Raw genomic sequence first — 15,802 nt, forward strand, 5'->3', positions numbered from 1 at the left:
GTTAATGACGATTGAATGACGGGCGATTAAGCGACAGCTTCACACCGCCTTATGCGCTTGCGCCACTGTTTCGTGACTGCCGTTTGATAAAGTGTGGTGAAAGAAGTTCCATGTTTTCATTCACCACACAAATGTTATAAGCCAAAGAATATTATATTTTCATAAGCTTTTATCTATTTGATTGACCGCTTTCTCCGGTCAATCCGGTAAACGGTCTACCAACATTTCTAATCTTTAGGCCGGTTATCAATGATAACTTTACGTTTTCCCATCGAGCGTTCAATTGTCATCGGCTTTTGTATTTGCAAATTGACAGAAACCCCGACCGTGCCTTTGATATGACGAACAAAATTGCGTGAATATTGGCTCCATTTTTCTTCTGAACTATGTTCGGGACGAGCTTCGGCAACGACAGTCATGTTATCCATTCGGCCTGTTCTCGACAACACAATCTGGAAGTGACCTGCACACCAGTCTGTTGCAAGCAATGCTTCTTCTATCTGGCTTGGAAAAACATTCACGCCACGTAAGATAATCATATCATCGGAACGTCCCGATATTTTTTCCATTCTGCGCATTCCCTGATGGACTGTGCCGGGTTGAAGCCGCGACAGATCACGGGTACGATAGCGTATGATGGGCATTGCTTCTTTGGTCAAAGTCGTGAAGACAACTTCACCTTTAACGCCATCTTCTACAGGGTTTAATGTATCGGAATTGATGATTTCGGGATAAAAACAATCTTCCCAGATGTGGAGACCGTCTTTCGTTTCAACACATTCCTGTGCGACACCCGGCCCTAAAACTTCCGAAAGCCCGTAAATATCGGTTGCATCCATATCGAATACATCTTCTATTTCCTCACGCATGGCATTACTCCATGGCTCGGCTCCGAAAATGCCATATTTGAGCGAGGATTTTCTCGGATCAAGACCGGCTTTGACAAAGCCGTCAAGAAGCGCAAGCATATAACTCGGCGTTACCATGATGACTTCCGGCTTGAAATCATGGATGAGCTGGACTTGCCTTTCGGTCATTCCGCCCGACATCGGAACCACCGTGCACCCCAACCGTTCAGCCCCGTAATGTGCACCAAGGCCGCCTGTGAACAGCCCATATCCATAGGCTACATGGACAATCATGCCCGATTTGGCACCCGCCGCACGCATAGAACGGGCAACAAGATTCGCCCATATATCAAGGTCATTTTGCGTGTATCCGACGACAATCGGTTTTCCGGTTGTACCGGAGGAACCATGAATACGACTAACTTTTTCACGCGGAACTGCAAATAGGCCAAAAGGATAGTTGTCGCGCAAATCCTTCTTTTCTGTAAACGGAAATTTTTCTATGTCGGATAGCTGTTTGAAATCCGAGGGATGAACTCCCGCTTCGTCAAACTTTCTTTTATAAAAAGGCACATTTTCATAAGCGTGCTTCAATGTCCAGGCAAGCCGCTTCGTTTGCAATGCCATAATCTCGTCACGCGAGGCATTTTCCAGTGCTACGAATTTTTCTTGATTGAATTGTGTTGTCATAGTTTCCTCCCAAAAAGCTATGAAGCCTGAATTGTGTATTGCTAGGATTGATTATCAACAGTTATGCCAATAAAATTCTTCGACACTTCGCGAGAAACACCGCGAAATTCGGCGATTGTTTTGCCTTGTGTAGAAACATTGACATCGTAGATTCCGGTGCGTCCGGTTTTACTGACTTCCTTTGCTTGCGCTGTCAGAATGTCGCCCTTATGCGATGGCCGGATATAGACAATGTCACATATCTGCCCGACATGAGCGTCTCCATAGCTGTTACTTGCATAAGCAAATGCTGTATCAGCCAAAGCAAATATAAAACCGCCATGTGCAATATCGTGGCCATTCGACATATTTTCAGTGATCTCCATCGTCATCACTGCCTGCCCGGGTGAACTGGATACCAGCTTCATGCCCAAACTTTGTGCCGCCTTATCGCCTTCCCACATTTTTTTTGAAGAAAGATCTGCTATTTGCTGTCCATTCATGCTTTCCTCCCTGTGAATGAGGGCAGCCGTTTTTCCATAAAAGCCGTTACACCTTCACGATAATCCGGTGAAAAACCGGCTTTCCTTTGCTGGTCTCGTTCAAAATCCAATTGTTCATCAAGACTATGAGACGAGGAATAGTTCAGCGCCTCTTTAGCCAAAGCCAATCCTTGTGTTGGCTGTTCGGCGAACCATTTTGCCAGTTTTACCGCTTCATCATGCAGGTCTTTATCGTCATAGACTTTCCAGATCATGCCCCAGTCATGAGCCTGTTGTGCCGAAACAGCTTCACCAGTCATTATCAAGGCACGAGCGCGAGCGTCTCCGATGAGACGTGGCAAAAAGAACGTTCCACCTGAATCGGGAATAAGGCCAATTCTGGCAAATGCCTGAATAAAGCGCGCACTTTTTGCAGCCAAAACAATGTCGCAACTCAAAGCTATATTGGCACCGGCTCCCGCCGCCACACCATTGACCGCGCAGATGACCGGTTTTTGAAGTCTCTGCAAACGGCGGATTAAAGGATTATAAAATTCTTCGATCGTTGCGCCGAGATCATGCGGGCCACCTTCGCTCACGCGCATATTGAGATCTTGTCCGGCACAAAACCCCCGTCCTGAAGCACTAAGCAGAACGGCACGACAATCTTCGCCAGCGGCCGCATCCAGCGCTTTAACCAACGCTCTGTGCATGTCGTCGGTAAACGCATTCAATTTTTCCGGCCGGTTCAAAATGATTTCGTGCCAGCTTTGATGATTATTCACAAGGATCGGCTGTTCATGACCATCCATTCGTTCCTCCTTTTTCAAGCCTCCCAAATTTTTGCTTGAATTAACCGAATGTTCGGTTAATAATTTATCCAAATTGACGATCTGTCAACCGCGAAGTTGATGTTAACGAGGAAATCATGTCACATTCAGTTGTTCAGGCAGTTTTTCAGACAGTTGTTCAAGCAGTTGTTCAGGCAGTTACCCAGAATAAAGCATATCTATCAAATGTCCAAGACAGGAAAAAATATATAATTCTATCCTTTAGTTCGGGGGCTTTCAGTTCAGGGGCTTTCAGTTCAGGGGCTTTTAGTTCAGGGGCTTTCAATTCGGGCAAATGCTGTTTCCCCAATTATCACTTCAAAAACAAATATATTATAAATACAATTTATCAATTTTAAATAATACATCTTCAATTTTATATAAATTTTCCTAGTTATATTTTTTCATATAAATATAATGTTTCAAAAAATAAAATAATAAATTAATTATTATATTAATTATAAAAATATTTTATTATAAAATTCTAATAACGCACTAATGAGGAGGAGTTAATGACAAATATATTAAATAGTTACATCAAAGGTCGCTGGTTCCAAGCCGAAACAGGTTTCAAAGATATATTAAGTGCAATTGACAGCACTGTGGTTGCAAAAATATCGAGCGCAGGAATTCATTTCGGCGAGGTAATTGACTACGCAAAAAAAGTCGGCGGTGCCAATTTACGTAAAATGACATTTCACCAAAGAGCGGATGTCTTGAAAAAAATCGCGCTTCACCTCGACGCCAATAAAGAAAAACTTTATACATTGGCTTTCCAGACCGGTGCCACCAAGCGTGACAGTTGGCCGGATATTGATGGCGGGATTATTACACTTTTTGCCTACTCTTCCCGTGCACGTAAAGAATTGCCGGACAAGACATTTGTTGTTGAAGGACCGTCGGAACGTCTTTCAAAAAATCAGACGTTCAGCGGTCAACATATACTGACATCGCGCGAGGGTGTGGCTGTCCATATCAATGCATTCAACTTTCCTTGTTGGGGGCTATTGGAAAAACTGGCGCCTGCTTTTCTTGCCGGCATACCGGTCATTACAAAACCGGCAACGGCCACAGCCTATGTTGCAGAAGCTTTGATGAAACTCATTGTCGAATCCGGTGCTTTGCCTGATGGTGCTTTGCAATTTATCTGCGGCGACACGGGTGATTTGCTGGACCGGCTCGACGGACAGGATATTGTGTCATTTACGGGTTCTGCCCATACGGCCGAATTGTTACAGCAAAACCCTTCCATTGCGCGCAATGCAATACGCTTCATTGCCGAGCGTGACTCGCTTAATGCAGCAATCCTCGGTTCTGATGCCAATAAAGACAGTCCGGAATTTGCGAACTTCATAAAAGAAGTGACCCGCGAAATGACGGCGAAAGCGGGACAAAAATGTACTGCTATCCGCAGAATAATTGTGCCGCAAGCCTATCTTGATGACGTGACTTCAGCGTTAAAGCAAAGTCTGTCGAAATATATTCCGGGAAATCCCGCCTCGAAAGAGAGTTCGATGGGATTGCTGGTATCCAAAAAACAACGTAACGACGTTATCCAAGCGATTCGACAATTGCAAAGCGAGGCCGAAATTGTATATGGCTCGCTGGAAAACATAGATGATAAGAGCGCTGCATTATCTCCCGTACTTTTGAGCTGTAGCGAACCGTTGAAAGCCACTGTCATTCACCATGTCGAAGCTTTCGGGCCGGTAGCAACATTGATGCCATACAAGACAACAGAAGAAGCAATCGAACTTGTGAAAAAGGGCGAAGGTAGTCTGGTTGCTTCAATCTATACCTATGATGATCGTTTTGCGAATGCTCTCACTTTCGGTATTGCCCCCTACCATGGTCGACTTTACTTCATTGACCGTGACAGCAAAGACGAAGCAACCGGCCACGGTTCGCCTCTACCTGCCTTGGTTCATGGCGGCCCCGGTCGTGCCGGTGGCGGTGAAGAAATGGCGGGTATTCGCGGAATTTTTCACTATATGCAACGTACCGCGCTTCAAGCTTCTCCCAAACGGCTCACAAAATTGCTTGGCGAATGGTCTTATGGCGGCGACCAGACCGTTACCGAAGAACATCCATTCCGCCGCGATTTCGACGGGCTTGAAATAGGCGATACAATACGCACGAAAGAACGCACAATTACACTTGACGACATAGAACATTTTGCCAATTTCACCGGCGACACATTCTATGCCCATATGGATGAAGAAGCCGCGGCTGCAAATCCCTTCTTTCCCGGACGGGTTGCCCATGGTTATCTCCTTCTGTCTTTCGCTGCCGGTCTATTTGTAGACCCGCTACCCGGCCCGCTTCTGGCAAACTACGGAATTGATAATCTGCGCTTTCTGAAACCGGTATCTCCGGGGGATGCGATCCATGTGAGACTGACCGTAAAAGAAAAACGTGCCGCGAGAAATCCGGAATATGGTGAAGTCCGTTGGGATGCGGAAATTTTCAACCAGAATGAAGAGACCGTGGCGCGTTATAACCTGCTCACCATGTCATCACGCCAACCGGCATTATAAATAATCGTTAAAAGGTGGTTTTAATTTAAAAACGCAATTAAAATTATATCCGATCTCTATTCGATTGCAGTGATATAAAACCACCTTTTAAATTCAATAAAATTATATAAAATATATATTCTTATAATAATTATTTTAATATTATTTATTATATTATTATAAAATCTTTATAAAAAGTTTAGAACTGATATAAATACAAAAATCGTATAAAATATAAAAAATATATTTTGAATATAAAAATTTCTGAAAGAACACAAATATTGATTGTCAATTTTATCTAACTGTTTTTTATTACCAAACAGCGTTAGAGGTTTCGGACGCGCTGTCCACTCTAAACAATCAATTCGGGTAATCAAAACAATCAATTCGGGTCATCTTTGAATAAAAACGTTTCATCTTTTTTTGTTCCCGGTCCACGTTCGGCCGCCTTTATCGTTACGATTTACGGAGACATCGTCGAACCGCGTGGTGGCGTGCTTTGGATAGGTAATCTCATTGATCTATGTTCAGCAGTCGGTTTGAATGAATCGCTTGTCAGAACATCGGTTTCGCGTTTGGTCAATGCGGGCCAACTTGTTGGCGAACGCAGCGGGCGCCAAAGTTTTTACCGCCTGACACCTAAAGCACAGGCCGAATACCGGCAAATGGCAATGCGCGTTTATCATTTCAGAAATGCGCCAAAGGACTGGATGATTATAGCACGGTCCGACGTCGAGATGGATGATTGTCTCAAGACTCGAAATTTCGCGGTGATGAACCGTAATCTGTTATTCGGTCCGAACACGTCTGATGATTATCCCGATGCACTTGTCTTTGAAGCAAAAGCAATTCACGGAGAACAGCGGTTAAAAAAGTTCGTCAGTACATTCTGGGATATTGAAAAAATCGCATCCTGTTATCATTGCTTTATTCAAAAATATCGCGCTTTTGAACATATGGCTCCCGGCAATCTCTCACCTCTCGAATCATTGCTCGCGCGTCTTGCAGTGGTGCATGATTACCGCTTGAGTTTGGCGAACGATCCCGATTTACCACGAAACTCTCTGCCGGAGGATTGGCCGGCCGATGAGGCAAAAAAGCTTTTTGCCCGTTTATATCTTCGATTATCGGCCGAAGCGGAAAACTTCATCCATGAAAATTTCAAGACAAATGATGGCCAATTGTCACGAAATACCGAATTGACCGATCTTCGCTCTGCCTCTCTTCATAAAATATTAGCGAATTAAAACAAATAGTTAAAGAAAACCCTCTTAAAACATCACATATTCAATAAAAAATCGCTTTTTTTGTGATGTTTCTTATTGTATAATATAACCGATCGGTCAATGAATTGGAGGAGATCGTTGCCTGACTTCAAGCGAAGCTTTCGAGCGCGATTTTTACTGCCATAAATTGCCTGTTTTAAGAATGCGTTCTCGTGTTTGTCACAAGAATGGCGGAGGATTTCTTATGTATGCACAAATGGTGAAAACAGACAGTAACAAAGTCAAGTCGCTTGACGAGATGGATGCTCAGGAACGCGCGTTTCAGGAACGTATTGACCGCGGTGAAAAGATCGAGCCGAAAGAATGGATGCCTGATAATTACCGCAAAACATTGATTAGGCAGATCGGGCAACATGCGCATTCCGAAGTGGTTGGACAATTGCCGGAAGGGAACTGGATTACCCGCGCGCCGACTTTGGAACGCAAGGCAATTCTGCTTGCCAAAGTCCAAGATGAGGCCGGACACGGACTTTACCTCTATAGTGCCGCCGAAACACTGGGTGTCTCGCGGGACGAGCTTATCGAACTTCTCCATTCCGGCAAAATGAAATATTCATCAATTTTCAATTATCCGACTTTGACATGGGCAGACATTGGCGCAGTCGGCTGGTTGGTTGACGGCGCGGCCATTATGAATCAGGTGCAGTTGCAAAAAACATCCTATGGCCCCTATTCACGCGCCATGATACGCATTTGTAAAGAAGAGAGTTTTCATCAGCGTCAGGGCTATGACATTATGATGAAAATGTGTGCGGGAACAGCCGCACAAAAATCCATGGCTCAGGATGCGATCAATCGTTTCTGGTATCCTGCTTTGATGATGTTCGGCCCTTCGGACAAGGATTCCGTCCATTCTGCACAATCAATGGCATGGAAAATCAAGATCAATACCAATGACGATTTGCGCCAGCGCTTTGTCGATCAGACAGTCCCGCAAGCCGAATTTCTCGGCTTGAAAATTCCGGATGAAAATCTCGTATGGAACGAAGATAAACAGGGCTATGATTTTACCGATCCCGATTGGAGCGAATTTTTTGATGTCATTTCGGGGAATGGTCCCTGCAATAGAGAACGCCTCGATGCACGGGTTAAAGCGTGGGAAGATGGCGCATGGTACCGCGACGGTTTGCAAGCCCATGCCGACAAACAAGCCAATAAATATGCAGCAGCTTCTGTAGCCGCCGAATAGACCTCGCAATTTTGTAATCAACGGGAGAAGAACAATGTCACATCAATGGCCGTTATGGGAAATTTTTATTCGCGGGCAACACGGGCTTAATCACCGTCATGTGGGCAGTCTTCATGCACCGGATGCCGAACTGGCGATAAAAAATGCCCGCGATGTATATACCCGCCGCAATGAAGGGGTGAGTATTTGGGCGGTCAAATCAAGCGACATAGCCGCATCAACGCCATCTGACAAGGGGCCTCTTTTCAACCCGTCAAATTCAAAAATCTACCGGCACCCGACATTTTTTCAAATTCCGGATGAAGTGGGGAAAATGTAATGGAAAAATCACCCGAAGTTGACAAAGCGGTCGTCGAATTTCTGTTGCGCATGGGCGACAACACCTTGGTGCTCGGCCATCGCATTTCGGAATGGTGCGGACACTCTCCGGTTCTCGAAGAAGACATCGCGCTCGCAAATCAGGCTCTTGATCTTATCGGTCAAACACAACTTTGGTTGGGATTGGCCGGTGCTTTGGAAAACAAAGGGCGCAGCGCCGATCAACTGGCATTTTTGCGTGATGCATGGGATTTCCGTAATGTGCTATTGGTCGAAAAAGACAATGGCGACTTCGGAAATACGATGATGCGACAATTCCTGTTCGATGCGTGGCATATCGAAATGTTGAAAGCATTGTTGAAATCTTCAAACAGCCAGATTGCCGAAATTGCTGCCAAAGCGGTCAAAGAGGTCGCCTATCATCTGGAAAAATCGGCAGATATTGTTATTCGTCTGGGCGACGGAACCGAACTTAGTCATCAACGCATGCAACATGCACTTGATAACCTCTGGAGCTATACCGGCGAATTATTTGTCGATGACGATTATGATGAAATCGTCAATAGTGCCGGCATTGCACCACTACCTTCGAGTTTGAAACATAAATGGGATCAAACAATCAATTCCGTATTGCGCGATGCGACACTCGCTTTGCCGCAAACAAGCTATGTCCATAAAGGCGGCAAGAAAGGTCGGCATACCGAATTTCTCGGACATATGCTTGCCGAAATGCAATTTTTGCAACGCGCTTATCCCGGCTCTACATGGTAACGGTGAAACGCCATGATCCTGAAAGAGAGACCCACAAACCAACAAATATGGACCTGGCTTGATAAAGTACCGGATCCGGAAATTCCGGTCATATCTGTTACAGATCTTGGAATTGTGCGCGATGTTTCATGGTCGGATGACACGCTTGTCATCAAAGTGACGCCGACCTATTCGGGGTGTCCGGCAACGTCGATTATCAATTTCGACATTGAAGTCGCCTTGCGAAATCACGGAATCGATAATTTGCGTATTGAGCGGCAATTGTCGCCTGCATGGACGAGCGACTGGATCAAACCGGAAGCGCGCGATAAATTGAGACAGTTCGGGATTGCTCCTCCTGTCAGCGGGACAGCCGCCGACGGTAATTTACTGAAATGCAATGCACATTCGGGTGGCTCGAACTTTTCTGTGGCCTGCCCGCACTGCAATTCCACAAATACCGAAAAAATCAGCCAGTCGGGTTCGACAGCATGTAAAGCATCCTATCGCTGTAAAGATTGTCTTGAACCGTTCGACTATTTCAAATGCATTTGATGATATGGGGAGGCCAAGCATATCATGGCACGTTTTTTTCCACTGACTGTAACCGATATTGTTCGCGAAACACGCGATGCTGTGGCTGTCACTCTTGAGCCCAGAAACGAAGACAAACAATCTTTCGATTTTCTTCAGGGGCAATATCTGACGTTCCGCAAGGATTTCGACGGTGAAGAAATCCGGCGGTCATATTCTATATGCGCAGGCAAGGATGAAGGCTTTTTGCGCGTCGGTATCAAAAGGGTTGAAGGCGGCCTTTTTTCCAACTGGATCAATGACAATCTGAAAATCGGTGACCAGCTTTATTCTATGCCGCCGATGGGCAAGTTCAACACACCGATTGAGCCGGATGTGCAAAAGCAATATATCGCATTTGTCGCAGGTTCGGGAATTACGCCGGTACTCTCTATTATAAAAACGGTTCTCCGTCACGAACCGCTCGCGCAATTTACCCTGATTTATGCAAACAAACAGGCAAATTCCATCATGTTTCGCGAGGAACTTGAGGATTTGAAAAATATTTATCTCGACCGTTTTTCGATCATTCATATTCTTAAAAGCGAAGCACAGGATATTGACCTTTTTACAGGCCGGATTAATCATGAAAAGCTTGAGCAATTATGCCAAAACTGGGTCGATCTGGCGGCAACCGACATTGCCTATATTTGCGGTCCCGAACAAATGATGTTGGTCGTTGCAGATTTTCTGCGAAACCATGGCATGAATGACAGCCAGATAAAATTCGAGCTTTTTGCCTCTGCTCCCCGCACAAAGAAGCGCCATAATGTCGAGAATAAGGCTGCCGGCAATATATCGAACAGTACAGCCTCTATCACCGTTACGCTGGATGGCTCGACGCATCATTTCGATATGGCAAAACAAGGTGAAACGATCCTTGATGCCAGTTTGAAAAACCAGATGGATGCGCCTTTTGCATGTAAAGCGGGAGTTTGTTCGACATGCCGCGCAAAAGTGCTTGATGGCGAGGTTGAAATGGTCACCAATCACGCACTTGAAGATTACGAAGTTGAAGAAGGCTATGTTCTCACATGTCAATGCTTCCCCATAAGTGACAAAATTGTGCTCAGTTACGATCAATAGGGGGGAAAAAGCATGACTAACGATATGACAATCGACGATTATCTGAAACAAGGCGGGGTTGTTTCTTCGCCGGCCAATTTGCCACCACGTTATCGGGCGGAACTGTTGCGGCTGATGGCTTCGTTTATCGACAGCGAGCTTGCGGCGTCGGCCGGATTTGCCGAAGCTATCAATCATTCACCCGGTATCCGCCAGCGCATCAATGCAGCAAAAATTGTTCTTGAAAAAGCCCGCCATGCGGGAGCTGTTCTTGAACTGATGGGAGAATTCGGTGCCGATACTGAACGTTATGCCGGAAGCCACCCGTGGAACGCGCGAATACATCGCGAGGATGACATTGGAAGATCACGTGCGGACGGACGGGATATGCGTCTATCGGTTTTTTATTATCCGTTCGAGGGGTGGAATGATGCCGTTATAATGAATGTGCTCATGGGCATTGCCTCGTCTATACAATTGGAAGAGCTTTCAAAAATATCTTATGCGCCTTTGGCCGAAACCTTTCGGGAAATCATTCCGGAAGAGAATGCCCACACAGAACTCGGAATTGCCGAACTTCATCATGTCATGAAAGACAAAAGCGGAAGCGATAGCTTGCAAAAATCAATAAGATATTGGTTGCCGCGCATTGAAGCGACCTTCGGACAAATCGAATCAGACCGTTTCGAGCGTCTGCAATCTTATGGATTGAGGCATAGAACCAACCGCGATATGTTAGATCAGTTCAAAAAAAATACCGGTGATTTTTTAGCTCGACTTGCTATTGCCAATAATTAATACATGAAAAACAAATATTCGCCCCAAGGCGCAGATGTTTTAAGCTGAAAATCCGGTTATAGACTTGCACTTTCAAGCAAGTTATACCAATACATGAGTGAACTGGTTTAGCTCATGCAAAGGACAGAGTTCATGGCTCGGCCGCGTGCCCAAGATTACGAAGAAAAACAATCCCTTATTCTATCTGAAGCGGCCAAGCTTTTTGCGCGCTACGGTTTTACCGGTTCATCTATCAATATGATCGCCGACGCTTGTGGCATGTCAAAAGCGCTTCTCTATCATTATTATCCGGATAAGGATTCTATCCTTTTTGCAATGTTGAAGCAGCACCTTTCCGAGCTTGTGGCGGCAGTTGAAACAGCAACAAAAACAGCCAAAACACCGCAAGCGCGCGTTCGGGCAATCGCTCATGCTTTGCTTGATACCTATAAGGACGCAGATTGCGAACATCAGGTTCAAATATCCAGTTTGAAACTGCTGACAGCAGACCAACAGTCGGTTATCGTTGAGATGGAGCGCCAACTCGTGACAAAATTATCCGATGCTTTATCGGAATGTCTGCCGGATTTGAAGTCAAAGCAATTGTTGAAACCGCTTACAATGTCGGTCTTCGGTATGCTGAACTGGCATTATTTATGGTTCCGCGAAGGCAAGGGCTTAACACGCGACGAATATGCCGATATGGTCACCAAACTGGTTTTGAATGGCGGCAAAAGCTTGTAGTATTTTTAGCGTCAAAACAGCAGCCACCGCAATAAAACCGGAGCCGGAATTGCCGTTTTTCTGCAACTTTTCTTTTTCACCGGTTTTATCCGGCTGCCTTTTTGCCAATTTTATTGTTTCGGCTCTGTCCGGTTTTTATTTATCCGGTTAAATCTCTCGAAAGTTCGACAAGTTTAGCGCTATCCTCAACCATAACGCCATCATTATCATCCCGATATTCTCTATTATCATTATTGTGATATTTTTCGGGCCCGAAGGCTTCTCCTCAGGCAAAAAGGAAAGGCATGTGTTTTCCGGTCACAAGTTTTTCAATGCAAAAAAACAAAACTTTTCAGGCCGCGCCCCTCAAGGCTCATCGTAAAAGCGAAAACAATATTAGAATTTCCGATGAACAACCTGTCAGAATTGGCCAATGATAACCCATCAATGATATTTAATAGTTTAACACTTGTACATCTTAAGACTTGCACATTTTAACACTTATACATCTCAACACTTGTAAACAGGCAGTCTGAATAATTCCTGTACTGTTAGCAGTTCAAGATAGATAGGCTATCATTTTCAGCAAGATTTTATATTACGTTATAACAATTATTGATTTTATCTTTTTGCAAACTTTGGCGGTCTTTGCCCGCCAAAGATGTAATCTTTCCCCATCAAGTTTCAAGCCGGTTTTATCCTGAAAACTCGTGACTTGTTCATTCGTTGTTTCCCGAAGCCATTTCCATCAGCTTGCCGTTTTTGCTGGCGGAATATGCCGTTGCAACACCAATAAGGCAATTGTAACAATAAACATCGAGAAAGCTAACAAACCGAAATAACCGAGCGAGCCGCTATAGGTGATAATGGGAGCTCCGCCGAAGGCTGCTGCTATTGCCCCTACGCGGCCGAACATCAAAGCCCCTGACGTTCCTGTCGCGCGTATTTTTGTTGGATAGATATAGGCACAAAGAGCATACATGGTCGATTGAACAGCATTGACGAAAAATCCGTGCAGTCCCAACAGTATAATCAACAATAGCAGGTGGCTTGACATATCAAAAAATTCGACTGCCAAAGCACTTAACGCGCCGCCTGCACTACACAGAATTAACGGGCTATAAGATCCGAATTTGGTGATAAACCATGAACAAACAAGTGCCCCGATAACGCCGCCGAAATTATAGACTGTCAAGCCCGACCGCGCTACATCCTGCGATATATCAACCGAGGCCAGCATTGTCGGCAACCAGCTGAAAGCAGCATAAACGGATGCCAGACAAAAGAAAAATGCACACCAGAGCGCGGATGTATCGCGTGCCATATTATCACGAAAAATCGCTCCATAACCGGCACGTTTTGTTGGCTCCTGTTCACCCTTATCGGTGAACGTCGTATTGTCATCCACCATCTGCCCCATTTTTTTCAATATGCGCCGCAATTCCGGCCACCTTTCCGGATGTCCGACAAGATATTTGGGCGTTTCGGGAGTAGCAAAGATACAAAAAATCGACAGTGCAATCGGCATTGCACCACCGATCAGAAACATCATTCTCCAACCGAAATCGGGCATGATGACTTCGGCAAAAAAACCTGCAACAACACCGCCTAAAGGAACGCAAACAATGGTGGCAGTGACCACCATTGTCCGGTACCGTTGGGGCGTAAATTCGGCTGCAATTGTCGTCGCAATCGGTAGAGCGCCACCGATGCCAATCCCCGCTATGAAACGAAAGATAGCAATTCCAAGAATGCTATTTTGCGTAGCAACCAGAGATGTAAACAGACCGAATGTCAGCATATAGCCGATAAGTGCACGTTTACGGCCGAAATAGTCGGCAAATACACCCGTTATTGCGCCGACACTCGATCCGAAAACACCGGCAACCACGCTCGGCATGAATTCGTTTTTGGTCAATCCCCACTCACGCATCAAAGCCGGTGCTGCATAACCTATCAACTGGGAATCAAACCCGTCCAGAATGACCGCCAGAGCCGCGAAAACTACAATCAGCCTTTGATATAATGTAAAAGGCATATGGTCCAATGTTGTACTGATATCCAATGCCGGTTTCGGATTGTTACCTTCTGCCATTTTTTTCCTCCCGAATGACATGTAACGGCAAACCGGATTTTTGTTTTTATATATTGATCTGCCGTCTTCTCCCGTTTTTCTTCTATTTGCGTATTCGCGACCGGATAGGCTCCCACAAACCGGTCGCAGCACTCATTGAAATTAGACACGAAACCGCCGTTCAACGCGTAAATCAAAGCGGGTAACGGCGACGTTCTGTCTCCATGGTCAACCAGCGCAAATCGGTAAATTCATTAACCCCTGCTTGTCCGCCAAACCGGCCGAAGCCGCTTGCTTTCACGCCGCCAAAAGGTGCCTGTGGTTCGTCATCGACGGTAGCACCATTGATATGGCATATTCCCGACTTGATGCGTTTTGCCAGTCGATAGCCTTTTGCCGTGTCGCGAGTGAAAATTGCTGATGATAGCCCGTATTCGCTGTCATTGGCGAGAGAAACGGCGTGCTCGTCATCTCTTGCTCTGATAATCGCCTTAACCGGTCCGAATGTTTCTTCGTGATAAATACCCATCGAGGAAACCACATTATCCAGCAAGGTCGCCGGCATTAACGTTGTTTCCGATTTTCCCCCGCATAACAGTTTGGCACCTTTGGAAAGTGCATCATCAATCAAACGATTACAATGAACGACTGTCGCCATATCATAAACCGGACCAAGATTGACATTGTCTTTACGCGGATCGCCAATAGTCAGTTTTTTCACTCTCTCGACCAATTTGCCAAGAAATGTGGCGGTTACGCTCTCGACAACTATGATGCGCTCTGTCGACATACAGATTTGTCCGGAATTCATGAATGCACCAAAAACGGTAGCATCGACAGCAGCGTCAATATCGGCATCTTCCAGTATCAGGATCGGAGCTTTTCCACCCAGTTCGAGAACACACGGTTTAAGGCTTCGTGCACAATGGGAAGCGATAATGCGTCCGACTTTTGTCGAACCGGTGAAATTTACCCTGCGCACATTAGGTGCACAAACAAGCTTTTCTACGAATACCGCCGCTTCATCGGGAGCATTGGTCACATAATTGACAACACCTTTGGCAAAACCCGCTTCGGCAAGACAGTCAACAATCAATGCATGGGTGCGCGGACATGCTTCCGAGCCTTTCAAAATCACACTATTGCCGCAGGCAAGTGGCACGGCGATCGCTCTTGATCCAAGAATGATCGGCGCATTCCACGGTGCAATGCCAACAACGACTCCCGCCGGCTGACGCACTGCCAGAGAAAGCTGACCGGCTGTATTGGAAGACAGTACCTCTCCCGTTGCGGCTGTAACAATGGACGCCGCTTCCTGAAAAACAGCGGCTCCCAGCGCAACGTTAAAACCGGCCCAAACTTCCGATGCACCGGTTTCTGCTGCCATTGCAGAAATGAAATCGTCCTTTTTGGCAAGCATAATTTCGGCAGCGCGTTGTAAAAGTCTTTGCCGTTCCTGTGGTGTTGATTGCGACCAGTCTTCAAATGCTCTCGATGCCGCATCGACCACCTCTACAATGTCCTCTATCCGGGCAGCAGCCGCAACGGATACGACTTCTCCATCAATCGGATTCTTTCGTGTAAAGGTTTTATCACCTTTGGCTTTGCGATGTTTTCCATCAATAAAAAGATGAACATTTTCCATGAATAACCGCCTGTCTTTGTTAAGCTTCGTTAAACTTCATATGCAAACCGTTATGAT

General features: G+C 45.6%; 14 protein-coding genes. 9 read left to right on the forward strand and 5 right to left on the reverse strand.

All coding sequences use genetic code 11. The annotated features are described in order from the left end of the window. Positions 1 to 227: 227 nt before the first annotated feature. The 3 genes from paaK to paaG are packed head-to-tail and all read right to left on the reverse strand — an operon-like array spanning position 228 to position 2,811. Positions 228 to 1,538, reverse strand: coding sequence for a phenylacetate--CoA ligase PaaK (gene paaK, locus BBC0122_RS07590; protein WP_077992650.1), 1,311 nt, complete (start codon positions 1,536 to 1,538; stop codon positions 228 to 230). 41 nt (positions 1,539 to 1,579) lie between these two features. Further along, positions 1,580 to 2,020 carry a hydroxyphenylacetyl-CoA thioesterase PaaI gene (gene paaI / locus BBC0122_RS07595; RefSeq protein ID WP_077992652.1) on the reverse strand — a complete coding sequence of 147 codons (441 nt, stop codon included), beginning with the start codon at positions 2,018 to 2,020 and terminating at the stop codon, positions 1,580 to 1,582. Further along, positions 2,017 to 2,811, reverse strand: coding sequence for a 2-(1,2-epoxy-1,2-dihydrophenyl)acetyl-CoA isomerase PaaG (gene paaG, locus BBC0122_RS07600; RefSeq protein ID WP_077992654.1), 795 nt, complete (start codon positions 2,809 to 2,811; stop codon positions 2,017 to 2,019). The genes paaI and paaG overlap by 4 nt, the downstream gene beginning before the upstream one ends. 530 nt (positions 2,812 to 3,341) lie before the next feature. On the opposite strand from paaG, the gene paaZ reads away from it, so the two are divergent. The 9 genes from paaZ (at position 3,342) to BBC0122_RS07645 (ending at position 12,047) form a co-directional block, all read left to right on the forward strand. Beyond that, entirely contained in the window at positions 3,342 to 5,366 is a 2,025-nt protein-coding gene (gene paaZ / locus BBC0122_RS07605; RefSeq protein ID WP_077992656.1) for a phenylacetic acid degradation bifunctional protein PaaZ, read from the forward strand. A gap of 377 nt (positions 5,367 to 5,743) precedes the next feature. Further along, entirely contained in the window at positions 5,744 to 6,592 is an 849-nt protein-coding gene (locus tag BBC0122_RS07610; protein ID WP_077992658.1) for a PaaX family transcriptional regulator C-terminal domain-containing protein, read from the forward strand. Positions 6,593 to 6,815: 223 nt separating this feature from the next. Continuing rightward, a complete protein-coding gene (gene paaA / locus BBC0122_RS07615; RefSeq protein ID WP_077992662.1) occupies positions 6,816 to 7,820 on the forward strand; it encodes a 1,2-phenylacetyl-CoA epoxidase subunit PaaA in 1,005 nt (334 codons plus the stop codon). Positions 7,821 to 7,854: 34 nt separating this feature from the next. Next, entirely contained in the window at positions 7,855 to 8,139 is a 285-nt protein-coding gene (paaB, locus tag BBC0122_RS07620) for a 1,2-phenylacetyl-CoA epoxidase subunit PaaB (RefSeq protein WP_077992665.1), read from the forward strand. Further along, positions 8,139 to 8,909: a 1,2-phenylacetyl-CoA epoxidase subunit PaaC gene (gene paaC / locus BBC0122_RS07625; protein WP_077992667.1), complete on the forward strand. Its 771-nt coding sequence runs from the start codon at positions 8,139 to 8,141 to the stop codon at positions 8,907 to 8,909. Before paaB ends, paaC begins: the two co-directional genes overlap by 1 nt. A 12-nt stretch (positions 8,910 to 8,921) precedes the next feature. Beyond that, positions 8,922 to 9,443 carry a 1,2-phenylacetyl-CoA epoxidase subunit PaaD gene (paaD, locus tag BBC0122_RS07630; RefSeq protein WP_077992669.1) on the forward strand — a complete coding sequence of 174 codons (522 nt, stop codon included), beginning with the start codon at positions 8,922 to 8,924 and terminating at the stop codon, positions 9,441 to 9,443. 24 nt (positions 9,444 to 9,467) lie between these two features. Further along, positions 9,468 to 10,547, forward strand: a complete 1,080-nt coding sequence (locus BBC0122_RS07635; protein WP_077992670.1) for a 2Fe-2S iron-sulfur cluster-binding protein — start codon at positions 9,468 to 9,470, stop codon at positions 10,545 to 10,547. 12 nt (positions 10,548 to 10,559) lie between these two features. Next, on the forward strand, positions 10,560 to 11,324 hold the full coding sequence (locus tag BBC0122_RS07640; RefSeq protein WP_077992672.1) for a Phenylacetic acid catabolic protein: 765 nt from the start codon (positions 10,560 to 10,562) through the stop codon (positions 11,322 to 11,324). 132 nt (positions 11,325 to 11,456) lie between these two features. Further along, positions 11,457 to 12,047, forward strand: a complete 591-nt coding sequence (locus BBC0122_RS07645) for a TetR/AcrR family transcriptional regulator (RefSeq protein ID WP_225868092.1) — start codon at positions 11,457 to 11,459, stop codon at positions 12,045 to 12,047. A 727-nt stretch (positions 12,048 to 12,774) separates the two neighbouring features. Here the strand turns inward: BBC0122_RS07645 and BBC0122_RS07650 are convergent. Next, a complete protein-coding gene (locus tag BBC0122_RS07650; RefSeq protein WP_077992675.1) occupies positions 12,775 to 14,121 on the reverse strand; it encodes an MFS transporter in 1,347 nt (448 codons plus the stop codon). Between the two features lie 172 nt (positions 14,122 to 14,293). Continuing rightward, the gene (locus BBC0122_RS07655; RefSeq protein ID WP_077992677.1) at positions 14,294 to 15,745 is read right to left on the reverse strand and encodes an aldehyde dehydrogenase; all 1,452 of its coding nucleotides are present in this window, start codon (positions 15,743 to 15,745) and stop codon (positions 14,294 to 14,296) included. Positions 15,746 to 15,802: the final 57 nt, after the last annotated feature.

Source organism: Ditibartonella choladocola (assembly GCF_002007565.1).
In the GTDB taxonomy this organism is placed as follows: domain Bacteria; phylum Pseudomonadota; class Alphaproteobacteria; order Rhizobiales; family Rhizobiaceae; genus Bartonella; species Bartonella choladocola.

Bases quoted from the DNA above. Each gene is read 5' to 3' on its own strand.
- paaK (WP_077992650.1), bottom strand. From the start codon at position 1,538: ATGACAACACAATTCAATCAAGAAAAATTCGTAGCACTGGAAAATGCC.
- paaI (WP_077992652.1), bottom strand. From the start codon at position 2,020: ATGAATGGACAGCAAATAGCAGATCTTTCTTCAAAAAAAATGTGGGAA.
- paaG (WP_077992654.1), bottom strand. From the start codon at position 2,811: ATGGATGGTCATGAACAGCCGATCCTTGTGAATAATCATCAAAGCTGG.
- paaZ (WP_077992656.1), top strand. From the start codon at position 3,342: ATGACAAATATATTAAATAGTTACATCAAAGGTCGCTGGTTCCAAGCC.
- paaA (WP_077992662.1), top strand. From the start codon at position 6,816: ATGTATGCACAAATGGTGAAAACAGACAGTAACAAAGTCAAGTCGCTT.
- paaB (WP_077992665.1), top strand. From the start codon at position 7,855: ATGTCACATCAATGGCCGTTATGGGAAATTTTTATTCGCGGGCAACAC.
- paaC (WP_077992667.1), top strand. From the start codon at position 8,139: ATGGAAAAATCACCCGAAGTTGACAAAGCGGTCGTCGAATTTCTGTTG.
- paaD (WP_077992669.1), top strand. From the start codon at position 8,922: ATGATCCTGAAAGAGAGACCCACAAACCAACAAATATGGACCTGGCTT.
- BBC0122_RS07635 (WP_077992670.1), top strand. From the start codon at position 9,468: ATGGCACGTTTTTTTCCACTGACTGTAACCGATATTGTTCGCGAAACA.
- BBC0122_RS07640 (WP_077992672.1), top strand. From the start codon at position 10,560: ATGACTAACGATATGACAATCGACGATTATCTGAAACAAGGCGGGGTT.
- BBC0122_RS07645 (WP_225868092.1), top strand. From the start codon at position 11,457: ATGGCTCGGCCGCGTGCCCAAGATTACGAAGAAAAACAATCCCTTATT.
- BBC0122_RS07650 (WP_077992675.1), bottom strand. From the start codon at position 14,121: ATGGCAGAAGGTAACAATCCGAAACCGGCATTGGATATCAGTACAACA.
- BBC0122_RS07655 (WP_077992677.1), bottom strand. From the start codon at position 15,745: ATGGAAAATGTTCATCTTTTTATTGATGGAAAACATCGCAAAGCCAAA.